The sequence below is a fragment of the Mesorhizobium sp. M6A.T.Ce.TU.016.01.1.1 genome, assembly GCF_003997065.1.
GTDB lineage: Bacteria > Pseudomonadota > Alphaproteobacteria > Rhizobiales > Rhizobiaceae > Mesorhizobium > Mesorhizobium mediterraneum.
The window spans coordinates 197934-216375 of record NZ_RZTJ01000009.1 but is presented as its reverse complement, the minus strand read 5'-3'; the positions used below and the strand labels follow the sequence as shown (position 1 = coordinate 216375).

Here is an 18442-nt window from a genome sequence, read left to right as displayed (position 1 = left end):
AGCCACAAATGCCAAAACAGTTTGCCGTTCGGCGCGGCATCGCCTACATAGCGCGCAACTTCCATTCAATCCGACATTCCAGTCGACTTTTCAGGGAAAGCGCGCGTGGCACGCCAGTTCATCTATCACATGGCCGGCCTCAACAAGGCCTATGGCACCAAGAAGGTGCTCGAGAATATCCATCTCTCCTTCTACCCGGACGCCAAGATCGGCATCCTCGGCCCGAACGGCGCCGGCAAGTCGACGATCCTCAAGATCATGGCCGGCATCGACAAGGAGTGGAGCGGTGAGGCGTGGCTGGCCGAAGGCGCGACCGTCGGCTACTTGGCGCAGGAGCCGGCACTCGATGCGAGCAAGACCGTGTTCGAGAACGTCATGGAAGGCGTCGCCGCCAAGACCGCCATCATCGAGCGCTACAACGAATTGATGATGAACTATTCCGACGAGACGGCCGACGAGTCGGCCAAGCTCCAGGACGAGATGGACCGGCTCAACCTGTGGGATCTCGAACAGCAGGTCGAGATGGCGATGGAAGCGCTGGGCTGTCCGCCCAAGGAAGCCGACGTCACCAAGCTGTCGGGTGGCGAGCGCCGCCGCGTTGCGCTTTGCCAGCTGCTGCTGCGCCAGCCTGACCTTCTGCTGCTTGACGAGCCGACCAACCATCTCGATGCCGAGACCACGGCGTGGCTGGAAAAGCATCTGCGTGCCTATCCGGGCGCCGTGATGATCATCACCCACGATCGCTACTTCCTCGACAATGTCACCGGCTGGATCCTCGAGCTCGACCGTGGCCGCGGCATTCCCTATGAGGGCAACTACACCAAATATCTCGAAGCCAAGGCCAAGCGGCTCAAGCAGGAAGGCCGCGAGGACGATGCGCGCCAGCGGGCGATCGGCCGCGAGCGCGAGTGGATCCAGTCCAGCCCGAAGGCCCGGCAGACCAAGTCGAAAGCGCGCATCCAGGCGTTCCAGGACCTGCTGGATGCAGCCGACAAGCGGCGTCCGAGCGACACACAGATCGTCATTCCGCATGGCGAGCGGCTCGGCAATGTGGTGATCGAGGTCGACGATCTGTCGAAGGGCTTTGGCGACACGCTGCTGATCGACGATCTCGAATTCAAGCTGCCGCCGGGCGGCATCGTCGGCGTCATCGGCCCGAACGGCGCCGGCAAGACGACTTTGTTCCGCATGATCACCGGCCAGGAAAAGCCGGATGCCGGCACGATCCGCGTCGGCGAGACGGTCAAGCTCGGTTACGTCGACCAGAGCCGCGACGCACTCGACCCAACCAAGACCGTGTGGGAAGAAATTTCGGGCGGCGCCGAAGTGGTCAAGCTTGGCAAGTTCGAGGCCAACACCCGCGCCTATTGCGCGTCGTTCAATTTCCGTGGCGGCGATCAGCAGCAGAAGGTCGGCAACCTTTCCGGCGGCCAGCGCAACCGCGTGCATCTGGCCAAGATGCTGAAGACCGGCGGCAACGTGCTGCTGCTCGACGAACCGACCAACGATCTCGATACGGAAACGCTGGCAGCACTCGAAGACGCGCTGGAAAACTTCGCCGGCTGCGCCGTCATCATCTCGCACGATCGCATGTTCCTCGACCGTCTGGCGACGCACATTCTTGCCTTTGAGGGCGATAGCCATGTCGAATGGTTCGAGGGCAATTTCGAGGATTACGAGCAGGACAAGATCCGCCGGCTCGGCCCCGATGCCGTCAACCCGCACCGCATGACGTATAAGCGGCTGACGAGGTAGAGTGCGCATCGGGCGGCGAATTCTCGAATGATCTGAGGAGCTGAATTGGCCGACTGGTCCGCTGCCCAATATCTCAAATTCGAGGACGAGCGCACGCGGCCGTCGCGCGATCTTGTCGCGCAGGTGTCGGTGGAGATGCCGCGCCGGGTAGTCGACATTGGCTGCGGGCCGGGCAATTCGACCGAATTGCTGGTCGAGCGCTGGCCGAGCGCGCAGGTCAGCGGCTTCGACACCTCGCCTGATATGATCGAGAAGGCGAAGGCGCGTTTGCCTGACGTAACCTTCGAGTTGGCCGATGCGGCGGCGTGGCAGCCCGAAAAACCTGTCGACGTGATCTTTGCTAATGCTGTTTTCCAGTGGCTGCCGGAGCATCCGGCGATCTTCCAGCGGCTGATGGGATTTCTGGCGCCCGGCGGCGCGCTTGCCGTGCAGATGCCCGACAATATGGGTGAACCGTCGCACCGGCTGATGCGGGAGACGGCGGCCGAAATGCCGTTTGCCGACAAGCTCAAGGGTGCTGCGCGCGGGCAACTGCCGCCGGTGTCGTTCTACTACGATCTTTTGTCGCCGTTCTCCGACCGGCTCGACATCTGGCACACGGCCTACAATCACCCGCTGGCCGATGCCGAAGCCATCGTCGAGTGGCTGAAGTCGACTGGGCTGAAGCCGTTCCTCGATCCGCTCGACGAGGACGAGCGGCGGCTTTTCCTCAACCGCTACACGGCAGCGATCGCGCAAGCCTATCCGAAGACGGCGAACGGCAAGGTGCTGCTGCGCTTTCCCCGCCTCTTCATCGTCGCGCGGCGCGCCGCTTTGCTCAGGCACTTGATTTAAGCCCGCATAAACTTGCTTGATGCGAAAGATGTTGCGCCGAGCTCTCGCGGCGCCCACATCAAGCCGCAACGCCTGCGCATGGGGACGAACTGGAAATGCATCGCGTCATCATCAGCGGCATCGGCGTTGAAATCCCCGAGCCTTCGATCACCAATGAAGAACTGGTCGGCAGCTTCAATGCCTGGGTCGACATGGAGAATGTCCGCCGCCAGGCTTTGGGCGAGACGCTGCTGCAAAAGTCGGACAGCGCCTTCATCGTTCATGCTTCGGGCGTGCAGACCCGCCATGTGATCGAGCGAGAAGGCATTCTCGACCCAACCCGCATGGCGCCGCGCATACCGGCGCGGCCGGACGATGCGCTGTCGCTGGAAGCCGAGTTCGGCATCGCGTCGGCCAGGAAAGCGCTCGACCATGCCGGCCTGGAGCCTGGAGATATCGACCTGGTGATCTGTTCGGCGTCGCATCACCAGCGGCCCTATCCGGCGATCGCCATCGAGATGCAGCAGGCGATGGGCACGAAGGGCGCCGGCTTCGACATGGGGCTTGGCTGCTCGTCGGCGGCGGCGGCATTGCACATTGCGGTCAATCTGGTGCGGGCCGGCGCGCACAGGCGCGTGCTGGTGACGACGCCCGAGATCATCACCGGTCATCTCAATTTCCGCGACCGGCAGACGCATTTCATCTTCGGCGATGCTTCGGTTTCGATGGTCGTCGAGGGACTTGCCCAGGGCGAGAAGCGGCCCGGACGTTTTGAAGTGCTCGACACGCGCACCTGGACGCAGATGTCCAACAATATCCGCACCAATCTCGGCTACCACACGCGCACCGCCCAGGACGATCCATACATGATCAATCTGGAAGGTAATTTGATCAAGCAGGTCGGCAACAAGGTGTTCAAGGAAGTCACCGTCGCCGGGCACAAGTTCATCGTCGAGTTCCTGGCCGAGCACGGGCTGACGCCGCAAGCAATCCGGCGCTTCTGGCTGCATCAGGCCAATGCCCGGATGAACGCCATGATCCTAAAATTGTCGTTCGGTCACGAGGTCGATCATGACCGCGCACCGATGGTGCTGGAGCGCCTCGGCAACACCGCCGGCGCCGGCGCGATCGTCGCCCTGTCGGAGAACCACGCCGACATGAAGGCCGGAGACTACGGCCTGCTCTGCGCCTTCGGTGCCGGCTATTCGATTGGCGGGGCGCTATTGCGCATGCTCTGATCTATTTTGGCGCGAACGGCACCAGTATTAGAGGGCGCCGGTACAATCGCATCAGTCTCCTTGATCGGAGCATCAGCGCTTTAGACTGGACCTGATGAGCTGACTGCGGCTAATTGCGCGGCATCACGCAAGGAGCGAAGCCTATGCTGGATCTCTTCCCCGAGGCCGAAAGTCCGGTCGAAATCATCCCGGCGCGGAAGCTTGCCGCGCAGGTGGCAGCGCTTTACGTCGCGCCATCGGGTCACTTCGAGACCCGCGCGGTGGATGAATTGCGGCTTGGCTTTGATGGCATCGACGGCGATTTCCACGCCGGCGCGACGCGGCGCTCCGGCGGGCGCGAACCCTGGTATCCACGCGGGACCGAAATGCGCAACGAGCGGCAATTGTCTGTTGTGGCAGCGGACGAGCTTGCTGTCGTTGCGGAGCGGATGAGGCTGGCGGAGATCAAGCCGGAGTGGATCGGCGCCAACCTGTTGATCGAAGGCTTGCCGCATCTCTCCATGCTGCCGTCCGGCACGCTGCTGTTCTTCAAAGGCGGCGTCACCATCAAGGTCGACGCGCAGAACGGGCCTTGCCGCATCGCCGGACGCTCGGTCGCCGAAAATGCCGGAATGGCCGATCATGAGGCCGGCGCGCTGATGTTTCCGAAGGCGGCAAAGCGGTTGCGCGGCCTCGTCGCCTGGGTCGAAAAGCCAGGCCGCATCACGGCCGGCGAGGAGATTTCGGTGCGCGTGCCGGAGCAGTGGATTTACCGAGCTTAGGGCAGGTGAGACTGGGGCTACGCCGCCATGGCGGCGTAGCGATTTCCGGATCGCCTCTAGGCGGCCTTGCGGTTCTTGTTCTCGCCCTGCGCCATGACGGACACGTGATCCCATTTTTCCCACAGCGCGATGCGGTTGGCGTATTCTTGGCGGATCATCGGCAGGCCGCCATCGCCGAAGAATGCCCGCAGCGGCGGCTCGGCGGCGTCGACAATCGCCAGCATCGCCGGGCCAGTGGCCTCGGGATCGCCGGCTACTGAGTTGGCTCGGCGCTCGGCCATCTTGGCGCGGGCGGGCGCGTAGGCCTCGATCGCTGTGGAAATCTTGGCGGACGGGCCGGCCCAGTCGGTGGAGAACCCGCCCGGCTCGACAAGCGTCACATGGATGCCGAACTCCGCGACCTCGATACTGAGCGACTGGCTAAACGCTTCCAGCGCCCATTTCGACGCATGATAGAGGCCGAGCGACGCAAAGGCGTTGACGCCGCCGATCGACGAGATCTGGATGATGTGGCCGGAACGCTGCTCTCGCATGATCGGCAGGGCAGCCTGGGTCACCCAAAGGGCGCCGAACACATTGGTCTCGATCTGATCGCGGGCTTCCTGTTCGCTGACTTCCTCGATGGCACCGAAATGGCCATAGCCGGCATTGTTGATGACGACGTCGAGCCGGCCGAAGCGGCTATGCGCTTCGGCAATGGCGGCATCAACGGCCGTCTTGTCGGTGACGTCGAGCTTAATTGCGGCGATACGGTCGCCATATTTGTCGACGAGGTCGGTAAGCGTGCCGACATTGCGGGCCGTTGCCGCGACGCGGTCGCCGCGGGCGAGTGCTGCTTCTGCCCAGACGCGACCGAAACCCTTCGACGACCCGGTAATAAACCAAACCTTGTGTGTCATGATCCACCAGTTCCTGCCCTTGCGGGTCTTTGTTGTCAGGTAAACGGAGGCTTCTCCGTTTCCGGCATATACGAAGCATTCCCGGCCTATCCAAGGTAGAGCACATTTTGTTGATGAGAGCCGATGCACGAGAGCCGGCCAGGCTTGGTCAGGGATAGCGCACCGGGCTCGACCAGGCGGGGTCCTCGTGCTTCTGCCAATAGATCGCCATAAGGCGGCTGGTAATCGCGCCGACCTTGCCGTCCGCAACTGGAACACCGTCGATCATCGTCACCGGCATGATGCCGCCGGCAGTCGAGGTGATGAAGACCTCGTCGGACTGACGCAGCACAGCGACGCTGACATCGGCCGCTGTCACGGCAAGCCCTGCCTCCGCGCAGAGATCGAAGACGGTGCGGCGGGTGATGCCGGGCAGCACGCCGACGGCCGGCGTCGACAGTTTGCCATCGTCCACGCAAAAGACGTTGAAGCCGGGGCCTTCCGCGACATTGCCGTTGAAATCGAGGACCAGTGCCGTCTCCGCGCCGCGGTCATAGGCGTCGTAGAGGCCTCGCACCAGGTCGAGCCAATGATAGTTCTTGATCGCCGGGTCGATCGAGGCCGGTGGGATGCGCACCTTGTCGCTGATCGCCACATGAAGGCCGCGCTGCAATTGCTCGGCATTGGCGACCGAGCCGAAGGGAACGGCGAAAGCCATGAAGCGGTTGACGGCGTCGCGCGGGTCGCGGCTGAAGGTCGGCGAGGCGCCGCGCGTGCACAGCATCTCGACATAAGCGGCGCGATGACCCGACAGCGCCACGCAATTGTGGAGGATTTCGGCCACGCCTTGGCGGTCGAACGGGATCGTCATGCGCAACTTTTCCAGCCCACCGAAGAAGCGATCGAGATGCAGGTCGAGGCGGAAGAAGCGACCATCCCAGACATGCACCGTGTCATAAGTCGCGTCGGAATGCAGGAAGCCCCAATCCAGCACCGAGATCTTGGCTTGCGACATCGGCAGATATTGCCCGTCCAGGAAGGCAACGCCATCCGGATAGGAGTGCGGGTCTGTATGATGGGCGGAGAGCTCAGGCAGTGGTTTGGCATGCGGATCGATCGACTTGCTCATCACGTCCTCCGTCAGGTCGTTTTTCGCCGACCAGATGGCGGGATAGAGCGGCACGGTGGGTGGCACAAGACACAGGCTGGGCTTGCCACTGGACCATTGGCTGCTGGGCCATCGAAGAACCAGCTATTCTTCCTCGTTGTCATCGAGCAGACGCGTGGCGCGCCAGCGGGTCAGCACAATGTTGGTCTGTTCAATGACGAAGAAACGCGCCGCGTCGCGGTCGTAGCCTTCGGCCAGAAGCTTTTCGTAGTCGGTGTGCACATGACGGATATGGGCTGTCGTCGCCAGCCACACGGCGATCGTCGGCGGCAAGGTCTTCATGTGCACCGCGCCGGCGTCAGCGCGGATCTTTTCCATATCGGCATAGGGCGCCAGCGGCAGAAGGGCTGTCAGCGCCTTGGCGATGGCCCGGCGTCGGCCGGTCGGCGCGCTCATTGCCCGTCTCGTCCGGCAAACGTCGCCTCGGCAAAGGCGTCGGTCGAAGCGAAATAAGGCTTGATGTCGATGACCGGCGTGCCGTCGAGCACGTCGATGGCGTCGAGATCGATGCGGCCGGTGTCGATGTCGAGTGCGATGAGCTTGGCGATATGCAGCCCGACCGGGTTCGGCCGGGCAGGGGAGCGCAGCGAAAAAACGCCTTTCGGTTCAGCCGCATGGCGGGGTTTCTGGACAATCAGGACCCGCGGCGCGTGGTGGAGCCAGGACAGGATGATGACGTGGCTGGCACGCTCCAGCCCGAGCAGTCCGTCACGATAGGGCTGGTCGATCATGAGAACCGCCGGCTGTCCCGTCTCCCGCGCGGCTTTCATGTTCTTGGGGCAAGTTTCCCGCGCGGTCCAGGGCGAGGCGATACGGCCGATGAAGACGATATGGCCGTCCGGCGGCATATCAGCCGGATCGGTGTCCAGAAGCTTTTCGCCGTTGCGCGTCTCGAACATAGTTTTCGCCTCGATCATGCTTCCAGCTTTGCGCAATCCACCACGCATGCGTCATTTTCTTGTCCGGAAGCGACATAGCGCTTGCAAGGCCATCAAAATCGACATAAACATATGTTTATATCTTTTTCAAAGAGAATGCTCGCATGCATGTCGCTCTCGACACTATGGTAGATACCTTGAAGGCGGCGGCCGAATCCAGCCGGCTGCGCATCCTGGCGCTGCTGTCGCGCGGCGACCTGACCGTTTCCGATCTCACCGAAATTCTCGGCCAGTCACAGCCGCGCGTCTCGCGCCACCTGAAGCTTTTGCTGGAGGCCGGACTGATCGGCCGCTACCAGGAGGGCTCGTGGGCTTTCTTCCGGCTGTCGGATTCGGATGCGGCGCGCGATTTCGTGCTCAGGCTGGTTTCCGGCATCCGTGGCGCCGACCCGCAGGTCGAGCGTGACCTCGAGCGGCTGGCAGCGGTCAAGCGCAAGCGGCAGGATCGCGCTGCCGAGTATTTCTCCGTAAACGCCGCAAGCTGGGATCATATCCGCTCGCTGCATGTGCCGGACCGCGCCGTGGAGGCAGCGCTGCTCAAGCTCGTCGGCAAGCGGCCGTTCCAGTCGATGCTCGATCTCGGCACCGGCACCGGGCGGCTGCTCGAAATCTTTTCGCCGCTCTACCGGCGCGGCATCGGCATCGACATGTCGCGCGAGATGCTGACCGTGGCGCGCGCCAACCTCGACAAAGCCGGCATTTCGAATGCGCAGGTGCGCCAGGGCGACATTTTCGCGCCGCCGGTCGAGCGCGATGCCTTCGATCTCGTCACCATCCACCAGGTGCTGCACTATCTCGACGATCCCGCCCGCGCCATCCGCGAGGCAGCACGGCTGTTGCGCCCGGCAGGCCGGCTAGTGATCGTCGATTTCGCTCCGCATGCGCTGGAATTCCTGCGCGATGCACACGCGCATGTGCGGCTCGGCTTTTCCGACCGGCAGATCACTGAGTGGTTTTCCGAGGCCGGGCTCGACCTCGAGGACAGCCAGGAATTCGAGCCGCGCGGCGGCAACGAGGCCAGGCTCACCGTAAAGCTGTGGCTCGGCCGTGACCAGCGCATGCTGATCGCCGATCCTTCCAGCCACGCACAACCGGCCAATGCCTATCCGATAGGGGAAACCGCCTGATGAACCAGTTCCGCTTCTCCCGCCGCCCTGACATTGGCGACAAGATCCGGGTTTCATTCGAGTTCTTCCCACCGAAGAGCGACGAGATGGAAGCAAGGCTGTGGGACACAGTCACCCGGCTGGAGCCGCTCAAGCCGAAATTCGTCTCCGTCACCTATGGCGCCGGCGGCTCGACGCGAGAGCGCACGGCGCGCACGGTCAAGCGCATCCTCAACGAAACGGCGCTGACGCCGGCGGCGCACATGACCTGCGTCAACGCGGCGCGTCACGAGGTCGATGAGGTCATTCAGGAATTCGCCGAGATGGGTGTCACCCGCTTCGTCGCCTTGCGCGGCGATCCGGCCGAGGGCGTCGGCGCCGCCTACCGTCCGCATCCGGACGGCTACGCCAACGGTGCCGAACTGGTGGGGGCGCTGAAAGGTGTCGGCGATTTCGACATCTCGGTCTCCGCCTATCCGGAAAAGCATCCGGAGAGCCCGGATTTCGCCACCGACATCGACATGCTGAAGCGCAAGGTCGACAATGGCGCGACGCGGGCGATCACCCAGTTCTTCTTCGACAATGATCTTTATGAGCGCTATGTCGAGCGGGCGCGGCGGGCCGGCATCTACATACCGATCGTGCCGGGCATATTGCCGGTCCACAATTTCACCCAGGTGGCCAATTTCTCGTCGCGCGCCGGCGCGCTGGTGCCGGCATGGCTGGCCGAGCGCTTCGACGGGCTGCAGAAGGACCCGCAGACGCACGCGCTGGTGGCATCGGCCGTCGCGGCCGAGCAGGTGCTCGACCTTGTCGAGCGCGGGGTCGGCGATTTCCACTTCTACACCATGAACCGCGCCGATCTGGTGTTCGCCATCTGCCACATGATCGGCATCCGCTCGCATGAGGCGGAAGCTGCGGGGTCTGCCGCGGCGTAATCTCTATCGCCGTTTTGAAAACCAAAAAGGCCGGGTAAAAACCCGGCCTTTTCAATGAGTTGGACTATTCGGTGCTGGCCTTCCGTCGCTTGGCGGGTCTTACGGAAGAAAGCCCATAATCAGGGCTCCGATAAATGCAAATGCAGCACAAATCATCAATGCGTTGATTGGCCTCGTGAGTCCCATGTCATAGCCTCCTCTTAAAGAGCTATGGCCAGAGTCTAGGGTCATTTGTGCCACAGGCAAGCGGAAAATATGTTGCAATGCGACGACATTGTGGAATTTGCGACCGGCTCTTTGCCGTTAGGCATTGAAACTCTTCGGCAAAAGCCGGCTTCGGACCTGTGAATAAATTGTGGCGACGCCTGGGCAATATCGAGGCTGGCAGCGCTACCGCGTCGGCCCAAAAGCCGGATTCGTCTTTTGCGCGGACTTTCGGTTCTGAAATCAGGATTGCCGACAGTCGGCATATGACGACTGTCCCGATGCGCGGCTTGCTTTATCTTGACCCAGCGTAAAGCAATGTAACACGAGGCGTTTAGCCAACGTCCGGTCTGCAAGGGCGCGTTTGGAACCATGACAGCAACCATTCCAGCTCCGCCGATCGCCGGCCCCGTCCTCGTCGAAAATCCCGCGGGTGCCAACTGATGAGCAGGTTCTACGAAGGGTCGCGGGTGCTACGGATCGACGACGTCTTTCCCGATGACATCATACAGGTGGAGCAGGGGGGCGTGCTCGCTCAAGGCCAGGCTGTGCCGCTCGCCGGCATCATGAACCGACCTATCGGGACGCAGCTTCATCTGAGCCAACCCGTCGTTCCCGAAACCGATGTCGCAGGAATGACGCTACCGTCGGCTGAACACGCGGCCGTCGATGGTGACGAGGCCGAGCGCGATCAGCGCCATGCCGCCAAGCTCGAACAGTTCGAGCCGTTCGCCCAGGAACAGGAAACCGAGCAGGATGGCGCTGGCCGGCACGATGAGCGTGACCAGCGAGGCGTTGGTGGCGCCGGCCGAAGCGACGAGGTTGAAATAGAGAATGTAGGCGAAGGCAGTGGACAGCAACGCCAGCGCTAACACCGCCGCCCAGACCGGCGGCGAGGCCGAAAACAGGTTGGCAGGGCCATAGCCGAGCAGCACGACCGGGATCATGATGATGGTCGAGGCGGTCAATTGTCCGGTGGCGATGATCGGTGACGGCACGCCTTTGAAGCGGCGGGCCACCATCAGGGCGACGGCATAGGACAGCGACGCGCCGATCAGCGCGAATTTTGCCCAGACCGGTCCGCCGAGCCCGGCAAGCAGGCCGGGACCGATCATCACCGCTGTGCCGAGGATGCCGAGCGCGATGCCGGCAAGCTTGTTCCAGGAGAGTTTTTCGTCTGATGTCAGCGCGTTGGCGAGGATCAACGTCCAGAACGGCGTCGTCGAATTGAGCACCGAGGCGACACCGGCGCCAAGCTCGGTCTGCCCGGCGAAGATCAGCGAGAAGGGAATGACGTTGTTGACGAGCGCCAGCAGGAAGAACAGGCCGGCATGCGGCAAGGCGAGGCGGAAGGACGGGCCGCGCAGGCCAAGATAGAGGTGCAGCGCCAGCGCTGCGATGGCGACGCGAAACAGCACCAGCACCAGCGGGGGGAACTCAGCAACGGCAATGCGGGCAAAGAAGAACGAGCCGCCCCAGATCGCACCGAGCAGCAGAAGCTGCCCCCAGTCTTTCAGGGCCATTGGGCCGCGCATTACAGTCGTGGTTGTGATCGCCATGGATCGTCCTCCCAGATGGCCCTGAATGCCACGCCAATCAGGCGTCTGTTCAGGCCATATCCTGTTCGATGGCAAGGGCCACCCGAAACCAGATCGGTGGGCTAGCTTTCCTGTCATCCGGCGTAGCGCCGCAGCGTCAGCGGCGCGAGACACAGAATTGTTTTCATTAACGCATAGGTTGGATTAATTGTGCGCAGTCTAGGTCAAGGGATTCGTCCATGCAGCGATTCGAAAATGCCCGCGAGGCGGCGCTGGCGCTTCGCCCGGACGATCCGATCTATTGCTTCCGCCCGCAGGTGCTGAAGGCTGACGCCAGGCAGTTCATGGGCATGTTTCCCGGCAAGACCGCCTATGCGGTCAAGACCAATGGCGAGCAGATCGTGCTGAAGGCGCTGGTCGAGGCCGGCGTCAATGCCTTCGACGTGGCCTCGCCCGGTGAGTTCGCCGCCGTGCGCGCGGTCTCGCCCGACGCCGAGATGCTCTACATGCATCCGGTCAAGGCGCAGTCGGACATCAAGCTGGCGCTGGAGAAATATGGCATCCGCGTTATCTCGCTCGACCATGAGGACGAGATCACCAAGCTGACCCGCGTGGTTCGGGCGCTCGATATCGATCCGGGTGCGATCACGGTGTTCGTGCGCATCCAGACGAAAGGATCGGCGGCTTACGAGTTGTCGAAGAAATTCGGCGCCGGGCCGGCCAATGCGGTCGATCTGGCCGAAAGGCTGAACCGGACGGGCTACAAGGTCGGGCTGTGCTTTCATGTCGGCAGCCAGATCGAGGATCCCGACACTTATGAGCGGGCGCTGGCCTCGGCCGACTGGGTGCGCAACCGCGTCAGCTTCGACATTGCCGGGCTCGACGTCGGTGGCGGTTTTCCCGCCGAGTACGGCCATGATCCCAACCGCAAGCTGATCGAGATGCCGTCGCTCGGCCAGATCATGTCGCGGCTGTCGGGCGATTTGAAGGAATACCAGTTCGACCAGATGCCGCTGGTGGCGGAGCCGGGCAGGGTGATCGTGGCGCGCTGCCTGTCGCTGATCGTGCGCGTGCTGCTGCGCAAGGGCAAGCGGCTCTACATCAATGACGGCATCTGGGCGTCGCTGTCGGATTCATGGACCGGCAAGATCACGCTGCCGGCGCGCTTCATTCCAGACCCGGCGATCCGCTCGCGCAATGGCGTGGAGAAGACCATCGTGCCGTTCAAGGTGTGCGGTGCGACCTGCGATTCCGTCGACATCCTGTCGCGGCCGTTCTGGCTGCCGGAAACGGTCGATACCGGTGACTGGATCGAGATCGGCCATATCGGCGCCTATTCGTTGTCGCTCAGGACACGGTTCAACGGCTTCTATCCCGACACATTCGTCGAGGTGACAACGCCGTTCGACGAAGGCGACGCGCCGCAGGGGTTTGCCAGCCTGGAGACGATGGCGGATTAGGCCATACGCAGGTCAGGCTACGCCGCCGCCGGCCTGGATGTTCTCGCCGGTCAGCCAGCGCGCCTCGTCGGAGGCGAGGAAAACCGCGACATCGGCAACATCCCGCGGCGCTCCGATCCTGCCGAAAGGCGACATGTCGGCGGCCACGGCCCGGTCCCGCTCCGGAAGCAGGTCGGTGTCGGTAAAGCCTGGCGAAAGCGTATTCACGGTGACGCCGCGCGGTCCGAGCTCGCGCGAGAGGACGCGGACGAACTGCTCGACGGCCCCTTTGCTGCCGAGATAAAGGGCCGTCTGCGTGAAGAACATTTTGGTTCCACCGGTGGAGACGGCGATGATGCGGCCACCGTCGCGCACGCGGCGCGCTGCTTCCTGAAGCGTGAAGAAGGTGCCTTTGGCATTGGCGCCGAAGACATGGTCGAAATCGGCTTCGGTGGCCTCGACGAACGGCTTTATGACGGCGACGCCGACATTGGCGACAACGATGTCGATTGGCCCCATCTGCTTTTCGGTCTCATCGAAAAGCCGGCTTATGTAGGAAATATTGGAGATATCGGCCCGAATGGCGACGGCCTTTCCGCCATTCTCGCGGATGGCAGCAACGGCTTCCTGAGCGGCTTTTTCGTTACCGACATAGTTGACGACCACGGCCGCGCCGTTTGCCGCGAGCCCCTCGGCGATGGCGCGTCCGATGCCGCGCGAACTGCCCGTCACGAGCGCGGTTTTGCCTTCAAGCGAACGATACATAGCTGTCCCTTTGTTCGTCTGGGTGTGCGGCCGCACCAAATCGGGCGGCAGTGCCATGTCGAAGTTAGGGGCATGCTATTGCTCAGATAATAGCCTATTATCGAATAGGCTTGTTAAGTTTGGGGTACATAATGCGAGGAACCGAGTTCTCCGAGCTGAACGCGTTTGCGGCGATCGTCGAGGAAGGCAGCTTCGTCCGCGCCGCGGCCAGGCTCAGGGTTTCCCCATCCGCACTTAGCCAGACGATACGCGGGCTGGAGGGGCGTGTCGGTGTCCGGCTGCTCAACCGCACGACCCGCAGCGTGTCGCCGACCGCAACAGGCGAAACGCTGTTTGCCCGCCTCGCTCCGGCATTCAGCGAGCTCGAAGGGGCTGTCGCCGACGCGCATGCTTCACGCGATCGACCGGCAGGCTCGCTGCGCATCAATGTTCCACGCATTGCCGCGATGCGTTTCATCGCGCCCATCCTCGGCGATTTCCGCCGCACCTATCCCGATATTGCCCTCACCATAATCATCGATGACATGCTGACCGACATTGTGGAGGGACGATTCGATGCCGGTATCAGGCTTGGTGAGCGGCTGCATAAGGACATGGTGGCGGTGAAGCTCAGCGAGGAGCTGGAGATGGCCGCGGTAGCGGCGCCCAGCTATCTGGAGCATCACCCCATACCCCGCCATCCCGCTGACCTGCATCATCACGAATGTATCAATTTCCAATGGCCCGGTGGCGGCAACATCTATCGATGGGAGTTTGCGCGAGGCCAGCGCGCTTTGGAAATAGCCGTGAACGGCGGTCTGACGGTCAACGACACGGAACTGATGATCGGGGCGGCCCTGGACGGGGTCGGCGTGGCTTACATGCTGGAATACCAGGTTCGGCCGTGGATCGAGGCCGGCAAGCTTATCCGTTTTCTCGAAGCCTGGTCGCCCCGATTTCCCGGCTTCTACCTATATCATACGAGCTCCCGGCAGGTTCCGCCGGCCTTGCGCGTCTTCATCGACTTCCTGCTTGCCAGGCGATGATGCCGTTCGATGAAGGTGACGCGCCGCAGGGATTTGCCAGCCTTGGAGACAATGGCAGGGTGAGTTCTTCCCTTCTCCCCTTGTGGGAGAAGGTGGCCGAGCGCAGCTCGGTCGGATGAGGGGTGCTGGACGGATCGCGGCGCTGGCGTTTCTTCCAACACCCCTCATCCGTCTCGGCGCTGCGCGCCGATCCACCTTCTCCCACAGGGGAGAAGGAAGAGGAGCTACAGCTTCCCCAAAAGCTCCGGTGTCGGCCAGCCGTCGACCGGTAAGCCTAGCCGCTTCTGCTCCTTGCGGATCGCCTCGCGGGTGTTGGTGCCCAGGATGCCGTCGACCGTGCCCACGTCATAGCCTTTGGCCTCGAGCTTCGTCTGCAAGGCCCTCATCTGGTCGCCGTTGAGGCCGGGTTCGGGATTGCGCGGATCGAATTGCGGCGCGCCCGCCAGCCGCGTGGCGAGATTTGCCGCGGTCAGCGCATAGGTGAAGGATTGGTTCCATTCGAGATAGACGTCGAAATTGTCGTAGACGAGGAAGGCCGGTCCCTTGCGACCCATGGGCAGCGCGAGACCTGCCTTTAGGCCGTTGTCGACAAGCGGCGTGCCATTCGGGTTGGTGACACCCCACTGAGCCCACTGCGTCAGCGGCAGCTTGTTGGTGCGGCCGGTCTGGTCCCATGGCATGTCGTCTGGCACGCGGACTTCCTCGATCCAGGGCTGGTCGCGTTTCCAGCCGCGCGACATGATCTTGTTGGCCGTGGTCATGATCACGTCCGGCGCGCTGCTGCGCAGGTCGACCAGACCGTCGCCGTCGCCATCGACGCCGCGGCCGAGATAGTCGGACGGCAGCATCTGCGTCTGGCCGATTTCGCCCGCCCAAGCGCCGGTGACATCGGCCGGCACGACGCCGCGATCGATGAGGGTCAGCAGCGGCGTGATCTGCGGCCGGAAGAGTTGCGGGCGGCGGCAGTCATGCGAGAGCGTGACCAGTGCGTTCAGCGTGTGGAAATCGCCCTGCACAGCGCCGAAATCGGTTTCTAGCGCCCAGAAAGCGGCGATGATCGGTGGCTGGACGCCAAATTCCCGGTCGGCGCGGGCAAAAACATCCGCGTATTTCTTCAGATTGGCCGCGCCCTGCTTCAGCCTATGGGACGAGATCATACGGTTCGAGAACTCAACGAAGGTCTGGGTAAAGACGCCTTGGGAGCGGTCGCGTGCTAGCACCTTTTCATCGGCGGTGGCGTTTTCCAGCGCCTCAAGGCCGGCAGTGCCGACGCCGGCGCTCTTGGCCTCAGCCGCCACGCCCTGCTTCCACGCCTCGAAATCGCCGCCGCATTGCTGTGCCACCGCTGGCGCCGTGGCGGCCAGAAGCAGCGCCGCGAGAATTTCCAAGCGCAATCGCATCGCCATCCTTCCAAGAAGATTACCGGCGGTTGCAGGCGTCTTCACTGGCTGTGTCGAAAAGCAGGCGGCAGGCCCGGTGTCAACGGGTGTTCTGCCGCAGCCACTTGTTCCAGGCTGCTTCCGAGCCGTTGAAGACATTGATGTCGGCATTGCCCCTCATGCCCGGCACAACGCCGGTTCCGGTGTACTGCCAGAAAGTGAAGGGGTGGCTACCGTATTTCTCGCGCGGGTGCCCGGCCACCGAGCGCAGCCAATAGGGGTAGCCGCGGAAAGCCGACAGGCCGTTGTCGTCGAAGAAATCGATCGAGGTGTAGATGATCGGCTTCTTGCCATAGTGTCTTTCGACGATTTCGAGGAATATGCTCATCTCGCTACGCACCGTGGCCGCATCGGGCCGCAGCCTGCAGGTCGGCGACTTGGCGTTCCATTCCATGTCGAGAACCGGCGGCATCGCCGAGCGGTCTTTGGGCACGTTCTTGATGAACCAGCGCGCCTGCGTGGCGGCCGGCGTGCAAAAATAGTAGAAATGATAGGCCGCGCGCGGAATTCCCGAAGCTTTCGTGCGGCTCCAATGCTCGTCGAAATATTCGTCGAAGCGATCGCCGCCTTCAGTCGCCTTGATGAAAACGAAGGAAATGCCGCTGGCCCTGGCCGCCGGCCAATCGACCGAGGTCTGGTATTTGGAGACGTCGGTGCCGTGAACGGCATAGCTCCACGGCGCGCCGCTTTCCCACTCATGCGGGTCGGAGTCGTCAAAACGGGGTGCACGCACCGCAACGGTCGGGGCGCTCGGCAGCGACGGGGCAAGATCGTCGACCGTCGAGCAGGCACCCAGCAACGTCAGCATGATGAAAGCCGCGAAACGGCGCATCGCTACTCCTGAACCGGTTTCAGCCGGCCGCTGATGGGTTGTTGCTGCAGGTGGCCCCCTCGACCGTACCCCCAAAGCGATCACCCCACAGGACCGCTCCTATCCCTGGTCATCGCCGATCATGGTTGATATTCCGTTCACGGCGCTCGACAGGAGCCGCGATTTTGCCGAAGCAATGGCGGCAAATCAATGACATAGATGAGCGTCCGGGGGAGTCGGAAAATGCGGACTGTTCTAAGGCTGGTGAAATGGCTGGTCGGGCTGGTCGTGCTGGCGGTCGCAGCACTCGCCGCCTGGCTGTATTTGGCGCCGCCGGAACTGATCCGCGTCGGCTCGGGTTATTCGGCCAAGATCGTCTGCTCGAATGTCTTTATCGCCGGACGCGATGCCAATGAGGTGCTCGCCGTCGACGTGCAGGCGCCAGGCCATCCATTGCTGAGGCTGATGAGGATCTCTGTCGACAAGAAGCAGGGCACGGTTTCGGCGGGGCTGTTCGGCGTGTTCGGCAAGAGCGTCGCGGTCGTTCGTGACGGGCTCGGCTGCACGTCGGTTCCGGACGGCAATGTCACCGCTGCCAAGGCGGTCATCGGGGCGGCGCTGACGCTGGCACCGCCGCTCGACGCGCTCTGGCCGGACGGCGGCAAGGTCGACGCCTCGCAGAACCCCGAAATCGCGCAAATCCTTGATGATCCCGCAATGACTGGCGCCGGTATGCGAGCGGTGGTGGTGGTCAAGAACGGCCGCATCATCGCCGAGCGTTATGGCGCCGGCTTTTCCGAGAAGACACCGCTGCTCGGCTGGTCGATGACCAAGACGGTAAACGCCGCGATCGTCGGCACCGTGGTGAAAGACGGCAAGATGGCGATGACGAACCAGGGGCTGTTCGGACCCTGGAAAACGGACGGCCGCGCTGCCATCAGCCTCGCCGATATGATGGCAATGTCGAGCGGGCTGGAGTTCAACGAGGAGTATGGCGACGTCGCCGACGTGACGCGGATGCTTTATCTCGAGCCTGATATGGCCGGCTTTGCCGGATCCAAGCCGCTGACCGGCGAGGTCGGCAAGGTGTTTTCCTATTCGAGCGGCACGGCAGTGATGCTGTCCAGGCTTTGGCAGGATGCCATCGGCGACAAGGACAAGGCGCTGGCGTGGCCGAGGGTTGCGCTGTTCGACCCGCTGGGCATGCAGAGCGCGGTGCTGGAGGCCGACGCGCAGGGCACCTTCGTCGGCTCGTCTCATCTTTACGCCACCGCGCGCGACTGGGCGCGCTTTGGCCAGTTCCTGCTGCAGGACGGTGTCTGGAACGGCAAGGAGATCCTGCCTGCGGGTTTCGTCAACTGGATGCGGGAAGCTGCACCGGCCTCGAAAGTCTACGGCAGGGGCCAATTGTGGATCGAGGGGCCGGGCGATGAGGAGAGCCCCGGCGCCGGCACCGCTGCGGGCCTGCCTGGGGACACCTACTGGATGGAGGGCCATGACGGGCAGACCATCGCCATCGTCCCCTCGGAGCAGCTAGTGGTGGTGCGGCTTGGGCTGACACCGGCCAAGCTCGGCTACCGGCCGCAGATGATGCTGGCAGCGCTGGTGAAGGCGCTGCAATAGAAA

17 protein-coding genes are annotated in these 18442 nt (G+C 62.8%); 9 read left to right on the top strand and 8 right to left on the bottom strand.

What is annotated here, in order from left to right; genetic code table 11:
- Positions 1 to 105: 105 nt before the first annotated feature.
- The 4 genes from ettA (at position 106) to EOC94_RS18780 (ending at position 4567) form a co-directional block, all read left to right on the top strand.
- Complete coding sequence (gene ettA / locus EOC94_RS18795) at positions 106 to 1755, top strand: energy-dependent translational throttle protein EttA (protein WP_126105864.1); 1650 nt, start codon at positions 106 to 108, stop codon at positions 1753 to 1755.
- A 45-nt stretch (positions 1756 to 1800) separates the two neighbouring features.
- Positions 1801 to 2589, top strand: a complete 789-nt coding sequence (gene tam / locus EOC94_RS18790; protein ID WP_127292504.1) for a trans-aconitate 2-methyltransferase — start codon at positions 1801 to 1803, stop codon at positions 2587 to 2589.
- A 95-nt stretch (positions 2590 to 2684) separates the two neighbouring features.
- Positions 2685 to 3806: a beta-ketoacyl-ACP synthase III gene (locus EOC94_RS18785; protein WP_127292501.1), complete on the top strand. Its 1122-nt coding sequence runs from the start codon at positions 2685 to 2687 to the stop codon at positions 3804 to 3806.
- A 143-nt stretch (positions 3807 to 3949) separates the two neighbouring features.
- On the top strand, positions 3950 to 4567 hold the full coding sequence (locus EOC94_RS18780; protein ID WP_127292498.1) for an MOSC domain-containing protein: 618 nt from the start codon (positions 3950 to 3952) through the stop codon (positions 4565 to 4567).
- A gap of 56 nt (positions 4568 to 4623) precedes the next feature.
- On the opposite strand, the gene EOC94_RS18775 is transcribed toward EOC94_RS18780, so the two are convergent.
- From EOC94_RS18775 to tsaA, 4 genes are all read right to left on the bottom strand, one after another.
- Positions 4624 to 5466, bottom strand: coding sequence for an SDR family oxidoreductase (locus tag EOC94_RS18775; RefSeq protein ID WP_127292496.1), 843 nt, complete (start codon positions 5464 to 5466; stop codon positions 4624 to 4626).
- 148 nt (positions 5467 to 5614) lie between these two features.
- The gene (locus tag EOC94_RS18770; protein ID WP_127292493.1) at positions 5615 to 6574 is read right to left on the bottom strand and encodes a D-amino acid aminotransferase; all 960 of its coding nucleotides are present in this window, start codon (positions 6572 to 6574) and stop codon (positions 5615 to 5617) included.
- Between the two features lie 123 nt (positions 6575 to 6697).
- Positions 6698 to 7009: a DUF2293 domain-containing protein gene (locus EOC94_RS18765; RefSeq protein WP_126105870.1), complete on the bottom strand. Its 312-nt coding sequence runs from the start codon at positions 7007 to 7009 to the stop codon at positions 6698 to 6700.
- The gene (tsaA, locus tag EOC94_RS18760; RefSeq protein ID WP_185928277.1) at positions 7006 to 7512 is read right to left on the bottom strand and encodes a tRNA (N6-threonylcarbamoyladenosine(37)-N6)-methyltransferase TrmO; all 507 of its coding nucleotides are present in this window, start codon (positions 7510 to 7512) and stop codon (positions 7006 to 7008) included. Before tsaA ends, EOC94_RS18765 begins: the two co-directional genes overlap by 4 nt.
- Before the next feature lie 143 nt (positions 7513 to 7655).
- Here tsaA and EOC94_RS18755 point away from each other — a divergent pair, with 143 nt between their 5' ends.
- Positions 7656 to 8678 (top strand): metalloregulator ArsR/SmtB family transcription factor, encoded by a 1023-nt coding sequence (locus tag EOC94_RS18755; RefSeq protein ID WP_126105871.1) that lies wholly within the window; start codon positions 7656 to 7658, stop codon positions 8676 to 8678.
- Positions 8678 to 9595 (top strand): methylenetetrahydrofolate reductase [NAD(P)H], encoded by a 918-nt coding sequence (gene metF, locus EOC94_RS18750; protein WP_095482871.1) that lies wholly within the window; start codon positions 8678 to 8680, stop codon positions 9593 to 9595. The genes EOC94_RS18755 and metF overlap by 1 nt, the downstream gene beginning before the upstream one ends.
- 845 nt (positions 9596 to 10440) lie before the next feature.
- On the opposite strand, the gene EOC94_RS18745 is transcribed toward metF, so the two are convergent.
- Positions 10441 to 11358: a DMT family transporter gene (locus tag EOC94_RS18745; RefSeq protein ID WP_127292489.1), complete on the bottom strand. Its 918-nt coding sequence runs from the start codon at positions 11356 to 11358 to the stop codon at positions 10441 to 10443.
- Between the two features lie 218 nt (positions 11359 to 11576).
- On the opposite strand from EOC94_RS18745, the gene EOC94_RS18740 reads away from it, so the two are divergent.
- Positions 11577 to 12797, top strand: a complete 1221-nt coding sequence (locus EOC94_RS18740) for an alanine racemase (RefSeq protein WP_095482869.1) — start codon at positions 11577 to 11579, stop codon at positions 12795 to 12797.
- Positions 12798 to 12809: 12 nt separating this feature from the next.
- On the opposite strand, the gene EOC94_RS18735 is transcribed toward EOC94_RS18740, so the two are convergent.
- Positions 12810 to 13541, bottom strand: coding sequence for an SDR family oxidoreductase (locus EOC94_RS18735; RefSeq protein ID WP_095482943.1), 732 nt, complete (start codon positions 13539 to 13541; stop codon positions 12810 to 12812).
- A gap of 131 nt (positions 13542 to 13672) precedes the next feature.
- Between EOC94_RS18735 and EOC94_RS18730 the strand changes: the two genes are divergently transcribed.
- Positions 13673 to 14566 (top strand): LysR family transcriptional regulator, encoded by an 894-nt coding sequence (locus EOC94_RS18730; RefSeq protein ID WP_127292486.1) that lies wholly within the window; start codon positions 13673 to 13675, stop codon positions 14564 to 14566.
- Positions 14567 to 14790: 224 nt separating this feature from the next.
- Here EOC94_RS18730 and EOC94_RS18725 read toward each other — a convergent pair whose 3' ends face one another.
- Both EOC94_RS18725 and EOC94_RS18720 read right to left on the bottom strand, forming a co-directional pair.
- Positions 14791 to 15966 (bottom strand): lytic murein transglycosylase, encoded by a 1176-nt coding sequence (locus EOC94_RS18725; RefSeq protein ID WP_095483473.1) that lies wholly within the window; start codon positions 15964 to 15966, stop codon positions 14791 to 14793.
- Between the two features lie 79 nt (positions 15967 to 16045).
- Positions 16046 to 16837, bottom strand: coding sequence for a GH25 family lysozyme (locus EOC94_RS18720; RefSeq protein ID WP_095483313.1), 792 nt, complete (start codon positions 16835 to 16837; stop codon positions 16046 to 16048).
- 222 nt (positions 16838 to 17059) lie between these two features.
- Here EOC94_RS18720 and EOC94_RS18715 point away from each other — a divergent pair, with 222 nt between their 5' ends.
- Positions 17060 to 18439 carry a serine hydrolase gene (locus EOC94_RS18715; protein ID WP_127292484.1) on the top strand — a complete coding sequence of 460 codons (1380 nt, stop codon included), beginning with the start codon at positions 17060 to 17062 and terminating at the stop codon, positions 18437 to 18439.
- Positions 18440 to 18442: the final 3 nt, after the last annotated feature.

Excerpts from the sequence above, each read along its gene's own strand:
- EOC94_RS18730 (WP_127292486.1), top strand. The coding sequence starts at position 13,673 with ATGCGAGGAACCGAGTTCTCCGAGCTGAACGCGTTTGCGGCGATCGTC.
- EOC94_RS18745 (WP_127292489.1), bottom strand. The coding sequence starts at position 11,358 with ATGGCGATCACAACCACGACTGTAATGCGCGGCCCAATGGCCCTGAAA.
- EOC94_RS18715 (WP_127292484.1), top strand. The coding sequence starts at position 17,060 with ATGCGGACTGTTCTAAGGCTGGTGAAATGGCTGGTCGGGCTGGTCGTG.
- EOC94_RS18765 (WP_126105870.1), bottom strand. The coding sequence starts at position 7,009 with ATGAGCGCGCCGACCGGCCGACGCCGGGCCATCGCCAAGGCGCTGACA.
- EOC94_RS18755 (WP_126105871.1), top strand. The coding sequence starts at position 7,656 with ATGCATGTCGCTCTCGACACTATGGTAGATACCTTGAAGGCGGCGGCC.
- tsaA (WP_185928277.1), bottom strand. The coding sequence starts at position 7,512 with ATGTTCGAGACGCGCAACGGCGAAAAGCTTCTGGACACCGATCCGGCT.
- metF (WP_095482871.1), top strand. The coding sequence starts at position 8,678 with ATGAACCAGTTCCGCTTCTCCCGCCGCCCTGACATTGGCGACAAGATC.
- EOC94_RS18735 (WP_095482943.1), bottom strand. The coding sequence starts at position 13,541 with ATGTATCGTTCGCTTGAAGGCAAAACCGCGCTCGTGACGGGCAGTTCG.
- EOC94_RS18780 (WP_127292498.1), top strand. The coding sequence starts at position 3,950 with ATGCTGGATCTCTTCCCCGAGGCCGAAAGTCCGGTCGAAATCATCCCG.
- EOC94_RS18770 (WP_127292493.1), bottom strand. The coding sequence starts at position 6,574 with ATGAGCAAGTCGATCGATCCGCATGCCAAACCACTGCCTGAGCTCTCC.
- EOC94_RS18740 (WP_095482869.1), top strand. The coding sequence starts at position 11,577 with ATGCAGCGATTCGAAAATGCCCGCGAGGCGGCGCTGGCGCTTCGCCCG.
- EOC94_RS18785 (WP_127292501.1), top strand. The coding sequence starts at position 2,685 with ATGCATCGCGTCATCATCAGCGGCATCGGCGTTGAAATCCCCGAGCCT.
- EOC94_RS18775 (WP_127292496.1), bottom strand. The coding sequence starts at position 5,466 with ATGACACACAAGGTTTGGTTTATTACCGGGTCGTCGAAGGGTTTCGGT.
- EOC94_RS18720 (WP_095483313.1), bottom strand. The coding sequence starts at position 16,837 with ATGCGCCGTTTCGCGGCTTTCATCATGCTGACGTTGCTGGGTGCCTGC.
- EOC94_RS18725 (WP_095483473.1), bottom strand. The coding sequence starts at position 15,966 with ATGCGATTGCGCTTGGAAATTCTCGCGGCGCTGCTTCTGGCCGCCACG.